The sequence below is a fragment of the Massilia sp. TSP1-1-2 genome, from assembly GCF_049896185.1.
Lineage (GTDB): Bacteria > Pseudomonadota > Gammaproteobacteria > Burkholderiales > Burkholderiaceae_D > Telluria_A.
This window is the reverse complement of the sequence record NZ_JAFCTU010000013.1, coordinates 162,267-178,995: the sequence shown is the minus strand read 5'-3', so window position 1 is coordinate 178,995 and position 16,729 is coordinate 162,267. Positions and strand designations below refer to the sequence as shown.

12 protein-coding genes are annotated in these 16,729 nt (G+C 63.3%); 9 read left to right on the top strand and 3 right to left on the bottom strand.

Annotated features, from left to right (window positions below):
- The first annotated feature begins 172 nt into the window (after positions 1-172).
- The 5 genes from ACP7BV_RS13870 to ACP7BV_RS13850 all read left to right on the top strand — a co-directional run bounded on the left by ACP7BV_RS13870 (position 173) and on the right by ACP7BV_RS13850 (position 6,202).
- A complete protein-coding gene (locus ACP7BV_RS13870) occupies positions 173-1,174 on the top strand; it encodes a glycoside hydrolase family 53 protein (protein ID WP_426104555.1) in 1,002 nt (333 codons plus the stop codon).
- Positions 1,175-1,314: 140 nt separating this feature from the next.
- Positions 1,315-1,947, top strand: a complete 633-nt coding sequence (locus ACP7BV_RS13865; RefSeq protein ID WP_426104554.1) for a head GIN domain-containing protein — start codon at positions 1,315-1,317, stop codon at positions 1,945-1,947.
- Positions 1,948-1,993: 46 nt separating this feature from the next.
- A complete protein-coding gene (locus ACP7BV_RS13860; protein WP_426104553.1) occupies positions 1,994-2,200 on the top strand; it encodes a hypothetical protein in 207 nt (68 codons plus the stop codon).
- A gap of 151 nt (positions 2,201-2,351) precedes the next feature.
- Complete coding sequence (galA, locus tag ACP7BV_RS13855) at positions 2,352-5,267, top strand: beta-galactosidase GalA (RefSeq protein ID WP_426104551.1); 2,916 nt, start codon at positions 2,352-2,354, stop codon at positions 5,265-5,267.
- A 5-nt stretch (positions 5,268-5,272) separates the two neighbouring features.
- Positions 5,273-6,202, top strand: coding sequence for a hypothetical protein (locus tag ACP7BV_RS13850; protein ID WP_426104549.1), 930 nt, complete (start codon positions 5,273-5,275; stop codon positions 6,200-6,202).
- Between the two features lie 69 nt (positions 6,203-6,271).
- Here ACP7BV_RS13850 and ACP7BV_RS13845 read toward each other — a convergent pair whose 3' ends face one another.
- The 3 genes from ACP7BV_RS13845 to ACP7BV_RS13835 form a co-directional block, all read right to left on the bottom strand.
- Positions 6,272-7,630, bottom strand: a complete 1,359-nt coding sequence (locus ACP7BV_RS13845) for an enolase C-terminal domain-like protein (protein WP_426104547.1) — start codon at positions 7,628-7,630, stop codon at positions 6,272-6,274.
- Between the two features lie 22 nt (positions 7,631-7,652).
- Complete coding sequence (locus ACP7BV_RS13840; RefSeq protein WP_426104545.1) at positions 7,653-8,789, bottom strand: alpha-hydroxy acid oxidase; 1,137 nt, start codon at positions 8,787-8,789, stop codon at positions 7,653-7,655.
- Between the two features lie 206 nt (positions 8,790-8,995).
- A complete protein-coding gene (locus ACP7BV_RS13835) occupies positions 8,996-10,663 on the bottom strand; it encodes a rhamnogalacturonan lyase B N-terminal domain-containing protein (RefSeq protein WP_426104543.1) in 1,668 nt (555 codons plus the stop codon).
- Between the two features lie 215 nt (positions 10,664-10,878).
- Here ACP7BV_RS13835 and ACP7BV_RS13830 point away from each other — a divergent pair, with 215 nt between their 5' ends.
- The 4 genes from ACP7BV_RS13830 (at position 10,879) to ACP7BV_RS13815 (ending at position 16,502) form a co-directional block, all read left to right on the top strand.
- A complete protein-coding gene (locus ACP7BV_RS13830) occupies positions 10,879-11,202 on the top strand; it encodes a hypothetical protein (RefSeq protein WP_426104541.1) in 324 nt (107 codons plus the stop codon).
- Between the two features lie 181 nt (positions 11,203-11,383).
- Complete coding sequence (locus ACP7BV_RS13825; RefSeq protein ID WP_426104540.1) at positions 11,384-13,729, top strand: glycoside hydrolase family 2 TIM barrel-domain containing protein; 2,346 nt, start codon at positions 11,384-11,386, stop codon at positions 13,727-13,729.
- Positions 13,726-14,943: a rhamnogalacturonan acetylesterase gene (locus tag ACP7BV_RS13820; RefSeq protein ID WP_426104538.1), complete on the top strand. Its 1,218-nt coding sequence runs from the start codon at positions 13,726-13,728 to the stop codon at positions 14,941-14,943. The genes ACP7BV_RS13825 and ACP7BV_RS13820 overlap by 4 nt, the downstream gene beginning before the upstream one ends.
- Positions 14,940-16,502, top strand: coding sequence for a GDSL-type esterase/lipase family protein (locus ACP7BV_RS13815; RefSeq protein ID WP_426104536.1), 1,563 nt, complete (start codon positions 14,940-14,942; stop codon positions 16,500-16,502). Before ACP7BV_RS13820 ends, ACP7BV_RS13815 begins: the two co-directional genes overlap by 4 nt.
- Positions 16,503-16,729 lie beyond the last annotated feature (227 nt).

The window sequence follows — 16,729 nt, the reverse complement described above, 5'->3', positions numbered from 1 at the left end:
TGGAATGCTGGAGGTCTTGCTTCGGGCCTTCACAGGCAATCCTATCCAGCTCGCAGCATAGCGGCTGAACAGTCACAATGCATTCTGCTATATGAACGTCTCAGTAGTGGTGAACGCCGCCTTTCTGCACAATGATTAGGCAGCACAATAAAACATAACAGGAGACAACAAAATGACAACATCCAGCATCTGGAAGCGCATCCGCACCGCCCTCATTGCAACCGGTTTGGGCCTGGCGGCCGCCGGCGCCTCGGCCCAGAGTTTCGCCAACGGCGCCGACGTCAGCTGGGTCAGCCAGCAGGAAAGCAGCGGCTACAAGTTCTATAACAGTGCGGGCGTGCAGACCGATCCGTTTTTGCTATTGAAGAACTTGCAGATCAACGCCATCCGGCTGCGGGTGTGGGTCAACCCGGCCGGCGGCTGGAGCGGCGGCGCCGACGTGCTCTACAAGGCCAAGCGCGCCGCCGCCCAGGGCCAGCGCATCATGATCGACTTTCATTACAGCGATGCATGGGCCGATCCGGGCAAACAAAACAAGCCGGCGGCGTGGGCCAACCACACGATTGCCCAGCTCCTGCACGATGTCGACAGCCACACCCGGGGCATCTTGAACTACCTGAAGACCAATGGCATCAACGTCGAGTGGGTACAGATTGGCAATGAAATCAATGGCGGCATGCTGTGGCCGGAAGGCAGCACCGCCAACTTTGCCAACCTGGCAAGCCTGATCAACAGCGGCTACAACGCGAGCAAAGCGGTGTATCCGAACGCCAAGGTGATCGTCCACCTGGCCAACGGCTACAAGATGAACGAATTCCGGTCGTTCTTCGACCGGCTCAAGGCCAACGGCGGCAAATGGGACGTGACCGCCATGTCGCACTACCCGCCACCGGCCGACTGGGCAAATTACAACCGCTACGTGTCCGACACCATGTGGGACATGATCGCGCGCTACAGCAAACCGGTCATGATTGCCGAAGTGGGCATGGACTGGCAGCAGGCGGCGGCCAGTAAAAGCATGCTGACCGATTTGCTGGCCAAGACGCGCGCGATGGGCGCCAACGGCCTGGGCGTGTTTTACTGGGAGCCGCAAGCCTATCCGGGCTGGCAGGGCTATACCTTTGGCGCCATGGACACGACGGGCAAGTTCACCGCGGCGATGGATCCTTTTTGACGGCGCATGGTTGACGCGGTTTTACCGCTCAGACCGGCAATAATGCAGCCTGTCGCAAACAGGCTGCCGCGCGCATGGCCCCCCGTTACGATGATTGTGTTCTTTCAAGAAACCAAACATTGCTTACCGAGGAAACGACCATGCGCACTTCTATCTCTTTCGCTGTATTGTTGTTCAGCTTGTTGGCCAGCGCTGTTGCCGGCGCCGCCGAACAAACCCGTCCCATGCCTCCCTTTACGGGCGTGAGCGCCCAGGGTCCGGTCAACATGATCGTAGAAGTGGGCAAGACCCAGTCGCTCGTGCTCAAGGGCGACGACAAATTCCTCAAGCGCGTGATGACCAAGGTCGTCGACGGCAAACTCGTGATCACCTTCCCCAAAACCGACAAGCACGAGGTCAACAGCGACTCGACGATCAACATCGCCATGCCCACGCTTAGTTCGTTCAACGTCGAGGGCGCCGGTTCGGTCGAGCTGAAAAATATTAACGGCGACAAGATCGATATCGGTTTCCAGGGCGCAGGACGGCTGGTGGCCACAGGCAAGGTCAGGCAGCTCAAGCTCAATGCCCAGGGCGTTGGCGACGTCGACACCAAGGCGCTGCTGGCGCAGGAGGCCAACGTCAACTTTGAAGGCATTGGCGCGGTCAAAGTGTACGCCAGCCAAAAGCTCGACGCGACGGTACAGGGCATGGGCTCGCTCAATTACTACGGCAACCCGCGCACGGTGCGCAAGCAAGTCGATGGGATCGGGTCGGTCAAGGCTGGCGATTGAACTCCCGGCGGCCAGGGCGGTCAGACTTGCTTTATGGAGGTGCGACATGAACCAGCTGCCGGAGCAAGGGCAAGGGAACGAGGAAGGCATCGTGCAAGACACCGAGGAGGACACAGAGCAAGACACAGAGGAAGCGGCAGAGGAAGCGGCAGAGGAAGCGGCCGACGACGCGATCAAGGCGCCCGAGGAGCTGAGCGAGGAAGAACTCAGGCTGATGGCCGACACCATGCCAGGCGATGGCCCGGGCGACTAAAGTGAACGGGCAGCCACCCTGAAATGATCGGTTAGTGGCAAACTTGATACTGGTTTTCACAAAAATGATATGGCTTCGGTGAAAAAAGGCATTGGACCCCGCCCTCGCCCTTGCCTAATATTGCTCCATAGAATAATTATTGGAGCGAGACATGGAAGCCATCTACGGACAGGCTGGGCAGCGCCGCTTCATCTGCGCGCTTGCCGCCATGGCGCTCGGTCTGGCCGCCTTCGCCGCTACCGCCGCCGCTGCCACCGCTCCTTCCACTACCGGCGCCGCGGCGTCGCCCCGCGAACGCCTGTCCCTCGACCGCGGCTGGCTATTCCATCTCGGTGACATCACCCCGCCCGACATCAAGGGCGCCGACCCCAGCTACAACAACGCCAAGGCCGGCAACGCCGCCGGCGCCGCCGCCACCACCTACGACGACTCCGACTGGCGCGCCCTCGACCTGCCGCACGACTGGGCGGTCGAAGGCCCGTTCGACCCCAACGGCAACAGCGCCCAGGGTTACCGCCCGCGCGGGGTCGGCTGGTACCGGCGCTACCTGCGTATCGATCCAAGCGAGCGCGGCCGCCACATGGAACTGCAGTTCGACGCCATCGCCACCCACGCCACGGTGTGGGTCAACGGCAACCTGGTGCACCGCAACTGGTCTGCTTACAACGCCAGCAACATCGACATCACGCCCTACCTGCGCTACGGCGACGCTGGCAACACCATCGCCATTCGCGCCGACGCCAACCCGATGGAAGGCTGGTGGTACGAAGGCGCGGGCATCTATCGCCACGCGTGGCTGGTCAAAAGCAATGGCGTACATGTGGTGACCGATGGCGTCGCTGCCACCGCGCGCCTGGTCAAAGGCCATGACTGGTCGCTGCCGGTAGGCGTCACGCTCAATAACAGCGCCGACCGCCCGGCCAAGGTCAGCGTTGAAGTAAGCCTGTTTGCGCCGGACGGCAAGCTGGCCGCGAGCGCTGCGCGCCGGGTCGCGCTACCCGTGCTGGCCAACACCACCGTCACGCTGCCGCTGGCAATCAAGGCGCCGGCGCGCTGGTCGCTGGAACAGCGCAATCTGTACCGCGTGAGCGTGACGGTGCGCCAGGATGGCAAGCTGCTCGACGAAACGATGCTGCACACGGGCTTTCGCACCATCCGCTTCGATCCGCAGCAAGGCTTGTTCCTCAACGAGCAGCACGTCAAGCTGCAAGGCGTGTGCATTCACCAGGACCACGCGGGCGTGGGCGTGGCCGTGCCCGACGCGATCTGGGAATACCGCCTGCGCCGCCTAAAGGAACTGGGCGTCAATGCGATCCGCTTTTCGCACAACGCCGTCGCGCCCGAGGTAATGGACATGGTCGACCGCATGGGTTTCCTGGTCATGGACGAGAACCGTAACTTTAATCCCTCGCCAGACTACCTGCTGCAGCTTGAATGGATGGTGCGGCGAGACCGCCACCGTCCCGGCGTCATCTTGTGGTCCGTGTTTAACGAGGAACCCGAACAAGGCACCGAAGTGGGCTACGAAATGGTGCGCCGCATGGTCGCCGCCGTCAAGACGCTGGACGCGACACGGCCGGTGACGGCCGCCATGAACGGCGGCTACTTTAGCGAGCGCAACGTGGCGCAGGCGGTGGACGTGGTGGGCGCCAACTATCACGTGGGCGACTACGACAAGTACCACAAGGCCAATCCCGGCAAGCCGTTCACCAGTTCCGAAGACACGTCCGCCTTCATGACGCGCGGCGAATTTTCCACCGACGCCGGCAAAAACCTGATCGCCAGCTACGACGACGACTTCGCACAGTGGGGCAACAGCCACCGCGACGCCTGGCAAGCCATCGCCACCCGGCCTTTTGTGGCAGGCAGTTTTGTCTGGACCGGGTTCGACTACCGGGGCGAGCCCACGCCCAACGTGTGGCCGTCGGTGAGCTCCGTATTTGGCATCATGGACATGAACGGCTTTCCCAAGACGGCCTACTACCTGCACCAGGTGCAGTGGATCAAGGACCGCCCGCTGATCTACCTTGCGCCGCACTGGAACTGGGCCGGCAAGGAAGGCAAGGACATCCGCGTGATGGTGATGGCCAATGTGGAACGCGCCATGCTGCTGCTGAACGGGCGCGTGATCGGCGAACAGGCGATCGACCCGTACCGTATGAACTACTTCACCGTCCCCTACCAGAGCGGCAAGCTGGAAGCGGTTGGTTTCAATCACGGCCGCGAAGTGGCGCGCGCCAGCGTGGAAACCACCGGCCCGGCCGTGGCCCTTGAAATGGTCCCCGACCGCGATGCGCTGGCCGGCGACGGCCGCGACGCCATGCCCATTACCGTGCGCGCCATCGATGCGCAGGGGCGCGCGGTGCCCACCGACAGCGCCCAGCTGACCTTCGACGTGTCAGGCGCGGGCCGCGCGATCGGCCATGGCAATGGCGACCCGAATTCGCACGAAGATGAACAAGGCAGCACGCGCAAATTGTTCAACGGCCTGGCCCAGCTGATCGTGCAAAGCAGCTTTGAGAGCGCAGGCATGCTGCAGGTGACGGCCAGCGCACCGGGACTGCGCGCAGCCAGCGTGCGCATTCCCGTCAAAGCGGTCGGCGCAATGCCGTTCGCGCCGGCAGCCGGCGCTGCGCCCACTAAACTTGGGAATTGGCGCATCGCCCCGGCCAGTGCTACGCGGCCCGATCCGGCATCCAATCCCAGCGAAAGCGAGCTGCAAGTGTGGGGTTGGGGCCAGCAGGCGCCGGCCAAGCTGGACGCCGAAAAAGGCGGTCAGTTCAACCTGTTTCGCACCAGCTTCACGCCGCGCAAAAATCTATCAGACGGCAACGCCCACCTGCGTTTCAAGCGCATCGCAGGCAAGGCTGAAGTCTGGCTCGATGGCCGTTTGGCGGGCACCAAGAGCGCGTTCGCGCCGGCCGAATGGCGCGTGCCGCTACTCGCAGGAACAGGCGCGCGCCGGATCACGGTGATCATCGAACGCCAGGCGGGGGAAGCGGCCGGCATGGACGACGTGAGCGTGGAAGCGGGCAGCATCGCCCAGGCCAGCGCGTTGGCGCGGTGAATCGCATGTGCCCTGCACTGTTCACCCATCTGGCCCGCATCGGCTGCGCCCTGGTACTGCTGACGGGGGGGGCCAAGGCCGGCGCGCAAGCGCTCAGGATCATCATCCCGCCGATTGAAACGAGCGCGCGCGGGCATGCCCAATTTTTTCCGCAGGCGCTAGAACTGGCTTTGCGCAAGACAGAATCGAGCCATGGTGCCTTTGCGATTGACTATTACCCGCGCCACGTGTCGGTGCAACGCAGCGTCGAGGAACTACGCGCCGGCAAGGCCATCAACCTGATCTGGACGGCAAGCAACCCTGCTCGTGAAGAGCAGCTGCTGCCCGTGCGCATTTCACTGCTGCGCGAGTTGAACAATTACCGTGTGCTCCTGATACGCGAACAGGACCAGGCTGTGTTCGACCAGGTGCGCACGGCCGATGACTTGCGCAAACTGCGCGCCGGCATGGGTGCGCAATGGGTGGATAGCGACATCATGCGCAGCAACGGCTACCAGGTGACAACGTCGCTGCACTACAACGCGCTATTCGAGATGCTGGTGCTCAAACGCTTCGACTACTTCCCGCGCGGGCTGTATGAAGTGTGGAATGAAGAAAGCATACACCGCGAGGCCGGATTGCGCATCGAGAAAAGCCTGATGCTCTACTATCCGGCGCCGTTCTACTTTTTTGTCAATCGGAAGGACAAGGCGCTCGCGCAGCGTATCGAGCTTGGCTTGAAGATTGCGCAGGACGATGGCAGTTACGAGCGCCTGATGCGCAGTTTTCCCGGCATCAAACGCGGTCTGGAGGAACAGAAAAAGGGTGGCCGGCGGCTGTTCGTTCTCGATGGACCGGCTTCGCAATACGCCGCCAGCAAGCCTGACGAGGGGGCGCAGTCGCCCGAGCGGGCGGCGCTGGCACGCGGTCTGCTGTGGGCGCCGCTCAAGCCATAATCTAGCCGTAATCAGGCCGTAATCAGGCCGTAATCAGGCTGCAATTGGGCTGCAATCAACACGCTGCTGCTAGCGCACGAAACTGGGCCGCTTGGGGTCGAAGGTCCAGCCGGGAAAAAAATACTGCATGGCGCAAGCATCGTCGCGCGCCCCGAGTCCATGACGCAGATAGAGCTGGTGCGCCGCTTCGATCGCGTCCATGTCAGCCTCGACGCCCAGCCCGGGCCTGGCCGGCAGCGCCACTTCGCCGTCGACAATGCGCAGTGGCTCGCGCGTCAGATGCTGGCCGTCCTGCCAGATCCAGTGCGTGTCGAGCGCGGTAATGTGCCCCGGCGCGGCGGCGCCGACCTGGGTGAACATGGCCAGCGATATGTCAAAGTGATTGTTCGAGTGCGAACCCCACGTCAAGCCCCATTCATGACACAGTTGCGCCACCCGTACCGACCCTTGCATGGTCCAGAAATGCGGATCGGCCAGCACAATATCGACCGCTTGCAGCAAGAACGCGTGCCCCAGCTCGCGCCAGTCGGTGGCGACCATGTTGGTGGCCGTACGTAGCCCGGTCGCGCGCCGAAATTCGGCCATGGTTTCGCGCCCTGAATAGACGCCTTCGGCCCCGCACGGGTCTTCCGCATAAGCGAGCACCGCCTCCTTGCCACGGCACAGGCGGATCGCCTCCTTGAGCGACCATGCGCCATTCGGGTCGAGCGTGATGCGCGCATCGGGAAACCGTTCGGCCAGCGCAGCGGCCGCCTCCATTTCCTGGTCGCCGCGCAGTACGCCGCCCTTGAGCTTGAAATCCTTGAAGCCGTAGCGCTCCTGCGCCGCCTCGGCCAAGCGCACTACCGCCTCGGTCGTGAGCGCGGGTTCGCGCCGGATGCGCGACCAGGTATCGGGCGCGTCCGGTTCGGCGGCGTATCCTGGCGCGCGATCGGACTGGCCAATGTAAAACAGGTAACCGAGCATGGGCACCTTGTCGCGCTGCTGCCCTTCGCCCAGCAGCGCGCACAGCGGCACCCCAAGGAACTGGCCGAGCAAGTCAAGCAAGGCTGACTCGATTGCCGTAACGGCGTGGACGGTCACGCGCAGGTCGAACGTCTGCAAGCCGCGGCCACCCGCGTCACGCTGCCCGAAGGCGGCGCGCACGCCGTTCAGGACTTGCTGGTAGGCGCCCAGCGTCCGCCCCAGCACCAGTTCGCGCGCCTCTTCCAGCGTTTTCCTGATCGGTTCCCCGCCCGGCACTTCGCCCAGGCCCGTGTGGCCCGCGCTGTCGGTCAACATCACGATATTGCGCGTGAAATAAGGGCCGTGCGCCCCGCTCAGGTTCAGCAGCATGCTGTCGCGGCCAGCCACCGGCACCACCCGCATCGCCGTAATGACCGGCGCCGTAGGCAGTTCATTCATGAGTTGCTTCATGAGTTGCGTCATGCGTTGCTTCCTGAGTTGCTTCCTAATAGGTGCCGGGCACCAGGATGGTACGGCCAACGTCGGCAATATCGCGGTGTCCGCAAAGCGCCATCGTGATGTCAAGTTCATTACGGATGATCTCCAGGCAGCGCGCCACGCCCGCCTGCCCGCCCGCCCCCAGCCCGTACAGGAAGGGCCGGCCAATATAGACGCCGCGCGCGCCAAGCGCCACGGCCTTGATCACGTCCTGGCCCGAGCGGATGCCGCCGTCCATGTGGATCTCGACCTGCTTGCCGACCGCCTCCACAATCGCCGGCAAGGCCGAAATGCTCGACCGCGCACCGTCCAACTGGCGCCCGCCGTGGTTGGACACGATCAGCGCGTCGGCCCCGCATTGCGCGGCAAGCACGGCGTCCTCCGGGTCCAGAATGCCTTTTAAAATCAGCTTGCCGCCCCAGCGCCGCTTGATCCACTCGACGTCGCTCCAGGACAGGGCGGGATCGAACTGCTGCGAGGTCCACGACGACAAGGAGCACATGTCCGTCACCCCTGCCGCGTGCCCGATCACGTTACCAAAGCCGCGCCGCCGCGTGCCCAGCATGCCCATGCACCAGCGTGGCCGGGTCATCATGTTGGCGATGTTTTTCAAGGTCAGGCGCGGCGGCGCCGACAGGCCGTTGCGCAAATCCTTGTGGCGTTGGCCGAGTATCTGCAAGTCCAGCGTGAGGACCAGCGCCGAGCATCGGGCCACCCTGGCGCGCTCGATCAGCCGTTCAATGAAGGCGCGGTCCTTCATGACATAGATCTGCATCCAGAAAGGGGCGCTGGTGTGGGCGGCGACGTCTTCGATCGAGCAGATCGACAGCGTCGAGAGCGTAAAAGGAACGCCGAACGCTTCGGCAGCTTTGGCCGCGAGGATCTCGCCGTCGGCATGCTGCATGCCGGTTAGGCCCGTGGGCGCCAGCGCCACCGGCATGGCCGCGTGCTGGCCAGCCATGGTGACGGCAAGCGAGCGGTTTTCCATGTTGACCGCCACGCGCTGGCGCAGCTTGATGGCGCCAAAATCGTCGCTGTTGGCGCGGTAAGTCGATTCGGTCCAGGAGCCCGAATCGGCATAGTCGTAGAACATGCGCGGCACCCGGCGCCTGGCTAATAGCCGCAGGTCCTCAATGCAGGTCATCGATTGCACTTGTCATTCTCCGAAAAAAAAGCGTTGTTCGGGCACGCCCGCCGGGCGCTGGCGGCCCTTTGATTTGCGGCCATCGTACAAGCAATGATTGGCATTGATCGAACCGGCACCCAAATAATCAAGATGATGATTTGCGCCGCCGGTGGGGGCGAGGCCAATGCCCTGCGCCCTGCCGCCAGCGCAAACAAGGCGCGGCGTCAGGGCGTCTTGATCAAATCGATGGCATCGTAGGCGTAGGCGGGACTCAAGTACTGGACGCCGCCGGAGCCGCTGATGACGCTCAAGACAATGGTATTTTCCCCCACCAGCAACTCGTTGGCCGGGATGTTGTAAGTATACATCTTGTTGTTGCCGCGAAAGCTACCCAGCGTAATACTGCGGCTGTTCGGCTGGTTCGAGGCGCCGGGATTGGGCGCGACCCAGCCGTTGACCTGGGCTTTTGGCCGCCCGCCCGATTGCGCCACCGTGATGCCTGCGCGCAGCGTCAAGGGTGCGATCTGGCTCTTGCGCAAGTTGAACTTGATCGTAATGTTGCCGTTCACATCTTTCCACTGGTAAGGCGAAAAATCGGTCGCCGCTACCGACGTTCCTACCCTGTATTCGCCCATGGTCCACGGACCTTGGCGCACGTCGGATGGATGCATGTCGCGCAGCCGCGCACCGTTGGCAAATTCGTTGGGCGTGCCGTCCCAGTTGCCAATGCGCCAGAGCGCAACATCGTTGCCCGGGTCGGCCAGCACGCTGCGGCTGTCCAGGGTGGTGCTGCCCCCCGCCGTCACCGTCACCGGTTCGGTCAGCACGGCGTACTCGCCCTTGTAGACGGTCATGCTGTAGTTGCCTGCCTTCATCGCGGGCGAACTAAAACTGCCGGTGACGGGATCGGCCGTCGTCCAGTATTGCGCAACAGCATTGGCGAACGCGACGGTGTACGGGTAGGCGCTGTTCATGCCGCTCAAGCCCGCGCCCACCACCTCGCCGCGCCCGGCTGGGCCCACCCAGCCCTTCAGGTTATGCGCTCCCATCCAGCCCATGTCCGGAATGGCGGGCGCGTCGCCGTTGGTAAACAGCAGCGCGTACGGACCGTGAAAACCCGTGCGCCATGCTTCGGTCTGGTTGTGGCCCGAATTCATGTAATTGTAGACTTCAGCGGCCTGGAACTGGATATCGTTGTAGAAAGGCCCGCCGGAACTGGACTCGCGATTACCGTAAGCCATGTAGACGCCGACGCCGGGGCCGCGTACACCACGCAGCGTGAGGTCGATGGCGCGCTGGTTGCCAAAATACTTGGAGCGCGTCTCGCCGTTCGGCAGACCGAATACGTCTGCGCTTTCGACTGCGCCGGTAGTGCCCTCCGTGTTCGACGCGGGTGGACGCTCGGGCACCAACGCCCCGTTCAGGCGCGTGATCCAGCGCAGTTCGCCTACCGCCGGTTCGGCAGTGACGTAAGTACCCATATAGATCGTGTTTTCGCCTTGGCGTACCAGCAGGTAATGCGTCAGCGTGGGCGTGGTCAAGGTCAGTTTCACCACGCCATCGGCCACGGCGAACGTGGTCGGCGCGCCAATACCGGAGCTGATGTGCGAAAACTTGCTTTGCAATTGCAGCTCGGGCCCGCCGTTATAGCGAATCGAAATAATGTCGCCCGAACTTTGCCGGACCTTGAACACCAGGCCCGCGCCACTGTCGACGGTAATGATGCCGCTGGCGGCAACGGCGCCAAAGGCGCTGGCGTTAACCGCGAGCAGTTGTTCTGATTGTGCGTGCAGCGGCCCGGCGGCACCCGCCAGCAGCATGGCCGAGCATGCCGCCAGGCAGGCGCTGCGCCAGCGTCGCTGAGGCGCGGTGGGTTTGATTGGATTGTCCAAAATTGTCTCCGTCTGATTGGTATCGAGGCGGGCTCGTGCCCGCAATCCACTATTGCGGCCAGAGCCAGGTCAGTCAATACAACACGGCCCAATTCCCGAAAGACTCAGGCGCTTGATTGGAAGGAAGACGACGGGCGGGACTGCGGGCAGGCCTATTTGCTCAGCCACATGATTATCTGTTGAGCCAAAGGCATGCGTCGTTGACAAGCGCCGGCATGAAATTAATACTGGCATCGCGCTTGCTTGATGAGGCTGCGCACCTAAGTCTCTTCGCAACGGGCTGGCGACAGCTCGTTGCAATTTTTTTGGGTCAACAGAACGCAACCGAGCTCGCCGTCTTCATACCAAATTACAATTACTTTGGCATCAGCAGCCAACTAATGCTCAACCCGCCAGCGCCGTGGGTGTGGTGGCGCGACCCCAAGCCCTATGGCGTTTTGTCTCATCGACAGCTTTGTTTTGTCGAATTTTCGTCCCGTTTCCCCCTTAATGTCGAAAAGCCGCGCAACGCCTGCAAATTCGACAAAACGAGGCATTGAACGCGACAAAATGCACGAGCGAGCCGCACTCGCCACCCCACCCCGCGCCTGCCTTTCGTGCTCACTAGACAATCACACCAATCAAGTTTTTGATTCTTTCCAGTCATCACTTGCGCGCATGCATGCCTCACATAGAATACCGCTCAGGCTTTCCCCCATTCGCGCTATAGAAACCGACCTCATGCCAACACTGCTGCCAGCCCTTCGTCTCACCGCCACCATCGTCTTGCTGCTGGGCGCCTTTCCCGCGCTTGCCCAGAGCGGCCGCGTGACCACCTCGTTTGACCCCGGCTGGCGCTTCCTGAAAGGCGACGCGGCGGGTGCCGAAGCGCCGGCCTTCCCCGATTCCGCCTGGAAAAGCGTGGCCGTACCGCATGACTGGAGCATTGAAGGCCCCTACGACAAAGCCAACCCCAGCGGGCGCGGCGGCGGCTACCTGCCCAGCGGCGTGAGCTGGTACCGCAAGCAATTCACGCTGCCGGCCGGCGAGGCGGGCCGCCGCGTGCGTATCGAATTTGACGGCGTGATGGCCAACAGCGACGTCTGGATCAACGGCGTCCACCTGGGCAAACGCCCCTACGGTTACGTCAACTTTAGCCTCGATCTGAGCGCCCACCTCAAGTTCGGCAAGGGCCAGGCCAACGTCATCGCCGTGCGCACCGACACGACAGTGCAACCGGCCTCGCGCTACTACACGGGCGCCGGGATTTTCAGGCACGTCAAACTGGTCAGCACGGCGCCTGTGCACTTTGGCGCCGGCGGGGTGTTTGTCTCCACGCCGAACGCCGGCGCCGACAACGCCAGTCTGCGCCTGCAAGCGGACGTGGTCAATGAATCGGCAAGCGGCGCTCGCTACACGCTGCGCACCACCATCGTCGACCCGGACGGCAAAACCCTCCAGACCATCGAGACCGCCCAGACTGTGGCACCCGGCCAGTCGGCCACGCTGGAGCAGGCCGGCGCGGTCAAGGCGCCGCAGCGCTGGTCGCCGTCGCAACCGGCGCTATACCGCGCCGTGTCGGTGCTACTCAACGGGAACGCGGTACTTGACGAGCAAAGCACCACCTTCGGCATTCGCGACGCAAAATTCGAGGCGGTCACCGGCTTTTGGCTCAATGGCGTGAACCTCAAAATCAAGGGCGTCTGCCTGCATCACGACGCTGGCGCACTGGGCGCTGCCGTGCCGCTCGACGCCTGGCGCCGACGCTTTACGCTGCTGCGCCAGGCGGGTGTGAATGCGATTCGCACCTCGCACAACCAGGTCGCCGCAGAATTTCTCGACCTGGCCGACAGCATGGGCTTCATGGTCATGGACGAGACATTCGACACCTGGACCGCCGCCAAACACAATGGCGAAAAGGGTTACAACCTGAACTTCAAGACATGGTGGGAAGCCGACACCCGCGCCATGATCCTGCGCGACCGCAACCACCCGAGCATCATCCTGTACAGCGTGGGCAACGAGATCCATGACAACCTCGACAACCCCGAAGGCTTCCAGAAGTACAAGATGCAGCAAGACCTGGTGCACCAGCTTGACCCGACGCGCCCGGTGACGATGGCGCTGTTTCGCCCCGCCCTGTCCAAGGTCTACCAGAATGGCTTCGTCGAGACCATGGACATCGTGGGCCAGAACTACCGCGAGAGCGAACTGGTGGCCGCGCACCTGGCCAAGCCGGCGCGCAAGGTCATCGGCACCGAAAACGGCCACACCAGCGCGGCCTGGCTCGCCATGCGCGACAACGCCTTTGTCGCCGGCCAGTTCCTGTGGGTCGGCTTTGACTACCTGGGCGAAGCCGACTGGCCCGCCACCACCTATGACCAGGGCCTGTTCGATCGCGCCGGCAACTGGAAGCCGCGCGGCCTGCAGCGGCGCAGCTGGTGGTCGAGCGAGCCGGTGGTGCACATCGTGCGCAACAACGACAACGGCGGCGCCGGCTCCTGGGTCAACGACTGGACCCCGACCGACATGCAAACCTACGACGATGCCAAAGTCGAGGTGTACAGCAATGCGGAGGAAGTCGAGCTGTTCCTCAATGGCCAGTCGCTGGGCGCCAAGGCCCTGCCCAAGGATGCCGCGCCGCGTGCGTGGAACGTCACTTTCGCGCCCGGCAAGCTGCGCGCCGTGGGCCGCAATGGCGGCCAGGAAGTCGCCGCCGAAGAACTGGCAACGGCCGGCCCGGCGGCGCGCATCGAACTGACCAGCAGCCGGCCCAAGCTCAGCGCCGCATTCGACGACGCTGCCTTCGTCACTGCCCGCCTGGTCGACGCCAAGGGCGTGACGGTTCCCAACGGCGGCCAGGAGATCAGCTTTGCCGTGGCCGGCCCCGGCGCGCTGGCAGCGCTCGACAATGGCGACATCAACAGCCACGCTTCGTACCAGGGCACGGCGTGCGTGGCCGCCGCCGGCAAATGCCTGGCGGTAGTCAAGGCCACTGCGACGGGCAGCGCCATCACGCTCAAGGCATCCGTAAAGGGCTTGCCGCCAGCGTCACTGAGCATCGCCACGGCGCCGGCGGCCCCATGAAGCGCGTGGGCTTTGCCGCCAAGATGGCAAGCGCAGCGGCAAGCGCTTTGGCATTGTCGGCCTGCGCGCATGGCAGCGACGCCATGCGCTACACGTTCGACCCTGCGGCGCAAGGGGGCAAGCCCCTGGTCTTCAATGCCGACCTCCCCGAAGGCAATTACAACGTCAGCATCAGCTTTGGCGACCGAAGCCAGGCGGCCAGCACCACGGTCAAGGCCGAACTGCGGCGCCTGATGCTGGAAAACGTGCGCACCTTGCCAGGTGAAGTGGCCACGCGCACCTTTACGGTCAATGTGCGCACCGCGCAGATCAAGGCAGTGCCGGGCGTGGCGGCAGGCCAGGTCAAGCTCAAGGCGCCGCGCGAAACCGTGGACGAAGCCGTTTCCTGGGATGCGCGCTTGACGCTCGAATTTATCGGCGCCCATCCCGCAGTGCGCGAGATTCGCATCGTGCCGGCGGCCACGCCCACATTGTTCTTGCTGGGTGACTCGACCGTCTGCGACCAGGGGCGCGAACCGTACGCCAGCTGGGGCCAGATGCTGCCGCGGTTTTTCAAGCCGGGCATTGCAGTGGCCAACCATGCCGAGTCGGGCGAAACCTACCGCGACGCGATCGCCCGGCGCCGGCTCGACAAGGTGCTCAGCGCCCTGCAGCCGGGCGACACAGTCATCATGCAGTTCGGGCACAACGACCAGAAACAGCTCAAGGATGGCAAGGGTGGCCCGTTCACCACCTACAAGGACGAAATCCGCACCCACGTCACGCGGATCCGCGCGCGCGGCGGCGTGCCCGTCATTGTCTCGCCAATGGAAAGGCGCAGCTTTGACGAGCATGGCAAAGTGCGGCCCTCGCTGATCGACTACGCCAACGCCGCGCGCCAGGCGGCGCAGGAACTGGGCGCGGCCTTCATTGACCTGAATGCGATCAGCAAACCGTTCTACGAGGCGCTCGGTCCCGAGCAATCGCGCCTGGCGTTTGCCGAGCCAAAGCCCGGCCAGACCGACAACACGCACCACAACAACTACGGCAGCTACCAGCTTGCCAAGGCCATCGTGACCGGCCTGCGCGCGGCCAAGGTGCCGGCCGCCGCCTTTATCGCCGACGACGCCGGCGTGTTCGATCCGGCCCACCCCGATCCGGTGGCGGCGTTCGCCGTTCCGGCCAGCCCCGACTTCACCACACAGCGCCCGCTTGGCGACGAGACCAATCAATGAAACTGCCCAAACTCCTGCCGCTGGCACTGCTGCTCGCCAGCGCCGCCGCCCACGCGGGTGACGCCTATCTGTTCACCTACTTTACCAACAACGGCGAAGACGGCCTGCACCTGGCGGCCAGCAGCGACGGCTATCGCTGGGACAAGCTCAATGGCGGCAAAAGCTATCTGCAGCCCAAGGTCGGCAAATCGCGCCTGATGCGCGACCCGTGCATCGTGCGCGGACCGGACGGCACCTACCACATGGTGTGGACGTCGGGCTGGAACGAAAACAACATCGGCTACGCGTCGTCCACCGACTTGGTGAACTGGTCCGAGCAAAAAGAACTGCCCGTGATGGCGCATGAGCCGACAGTGCTCAACGCCTGGGCGCCTGAGATCACCTACGACGACAAGCGCGGCGAATTCCTCATATTCTGGGCCTCCACCATACCGGGCAAATTCCCGCTCACCGAAGGCTCATCGGAAGAAAAATACAATCACCGGATGTACGCTACGACGACGCGCGACTTCAAGTCCTTTACCCCCACAAAGTTGTTTTATGATCCCGGCTTTAGCGTGATCGATGCCACTTTCGTGCGCGCGCTCGGCAAGTCGTGGCTGATGGTGAAGGATGAAACTCGCCATCCGCCGCGCAAATACCTGCAGCTGGCCGCCGCGCCGGATGTGCGCGGCCCTTTCGGCCAGCTGGGCGCACCGATCACCAAAAGCGGGCTGTGGGTGGAAGGGCCAACCGCGCTGCAGGTGGGCCAGGACGTCATCGTCTACTACGACGCGTACACCTCGAAGCATTACGGCGCGCTGCGCTCGCCCGACATGGTGAACTGGGAAGACGTCACCGCCAAAATGCAGTTCCCCGACGACGGCACGGCGCTGCGCATGCGCCACGGCACGGCCATTGCCGTCCCAGCCGCGCTGGTGGACACGCTGCGCTCAGCGGGCGCGCCGGCCACCACCATTGCCGACGATGACAACTACCGGCCGCGCCTGAATTACCAGACCTACTTCAACGACTACGTGGCCAGCCGCCGGGGGCAGCCGGCGCAGATTGTGTTCGTTGGCGACTCGATCACCGAGCAATGGCGCTGGGGCGCCGGCTGGCCGGTGTGGAAGCGGCATTTCGAGGAGCGCGGCTTCGACTTCGGCCTGGGAGCGGACAAGACCCAGCACACCTTGTGGCGGCTCGAGAACATCGCCTTGCCGAACCTGGCGCCCAAGCTGGCCGTGGTCATGATCGGCACCAACAACGTTCAGAATACGCCGGACGAGATTGCGGCCGGCGTGAAAGCGGTGCTGGCGGCCACGCAACGCAAGTTCCCTGCTGCCAGGATCGCCTTGATGAGCATTTTGCCCAATGCGCGGGCGACCGGGAAGATGGCCCAGGCAAACCTGCAGCTGGCCAAACTGGCGGACGACAAGCGCGTGTTTTACATCGATCTGGCGGCGCGCTTTACGCCGGAAGGCGACAACTGGAAAGGGCTAAGCCGCGACAAGCTGCACTTGTCGGCCGAGGGGTACGAAATGTGGGCGAGCGCGCTCGAGCCGCTGCTAAAACCGTAGGGCGAGCGCGCGCGCAGTATGCTTGCGCCGAAAACCCTGAACCACAACGTCCTCGCGTACTAGGCTTTAGCAGAAGGGACAGCAGCGCAGCACAGTTACATCGTCCTCGCGCACGCGGGGATCCATAGAACGGACGAGTCACGGTCTCATTTACACGAGCTGATCACGGTAACACATTGACTAGAATAGAACTATTGGCATCCGTTCTATGGGTACCGAGCCGTCGG

Coding starts and splice junctions, on each gene's coding strand:
- ACP7BV_RS13815 (WP_426104536.1), top strand. CDS start 14,940: ATGAAACTGCCCAAACTCCTGCCGCTGGCACTGCTGCTCGCCAGCGCC.
- ACP7BV_RS13830 (WP_426104541.1), top strand. CDS start 10,879: ATGAAATTAATACTGGCATCGCGCTTGCTTGATGAGGCTGCGCACCTA.
- ACP7BV_RS13860 (WP_426104553.1), top strand. CDS start 1,994: ATGAACCAGCTGCCGGAGCAAGGGCAAGGGAACGAGGAAGGCATCGTG.
- ACP7BV_RS13820 (WP_426104538.1), top strand. CDS start 13,726: ATGAAGCGCGTGGGCTTTGCCGCCAAGATGGCAAGCGCAGCGGCAAGC.
- ACP7BV_RS13850 (WP_426104549.1), top strand. CDS start 5,273: ATGTGCCCTGCACTGTTCACCCATCTGGCCCGCATCGGCTGCGCCCTG.
- ACP7BV_RS13845 (WP_426104547.1), bottom strand. CDS start 7,630: ATGACGCAACTCATGAAGCAACTCATGAATGAACTGCCTACGGCGCCG.
- ACP7BV_RS13825 (WP_426104540.1), top strand. CDS start 11,384: ATGCCAACACTGCTGCCAGCCCTTCGTCTCACCGCCACCATCGTCTTG.
- ACP7BV_RS13840 (WP_426104545.1), bottom strand. CDS start 8,789: ATGACCTGCATTGAGGACCTGCGGCTATTAGCCAGGCGCCGGGTGCCG.
- ACP7BV_RS13870 (WP_426104555.1), top strand. CDS start 173: ATGACAACATCCAGCATCTGGAAGCGCATCCGCACCGCCCTCATTGCA.
- galA (WP_426104551.1), top strand. CDS start 2,352: ATGGAAGCCATCTACGGACAGGCTGGGCAGCGCCGCTTCATCTGCGCG.
- ACP7BV_RS13865 (WP_426104554.1), top strand. CDS start 1,315: ATGCGCACTTCTATCTCTTTCGCTGTATTGTTGTTCAGCTTGTTGGCC.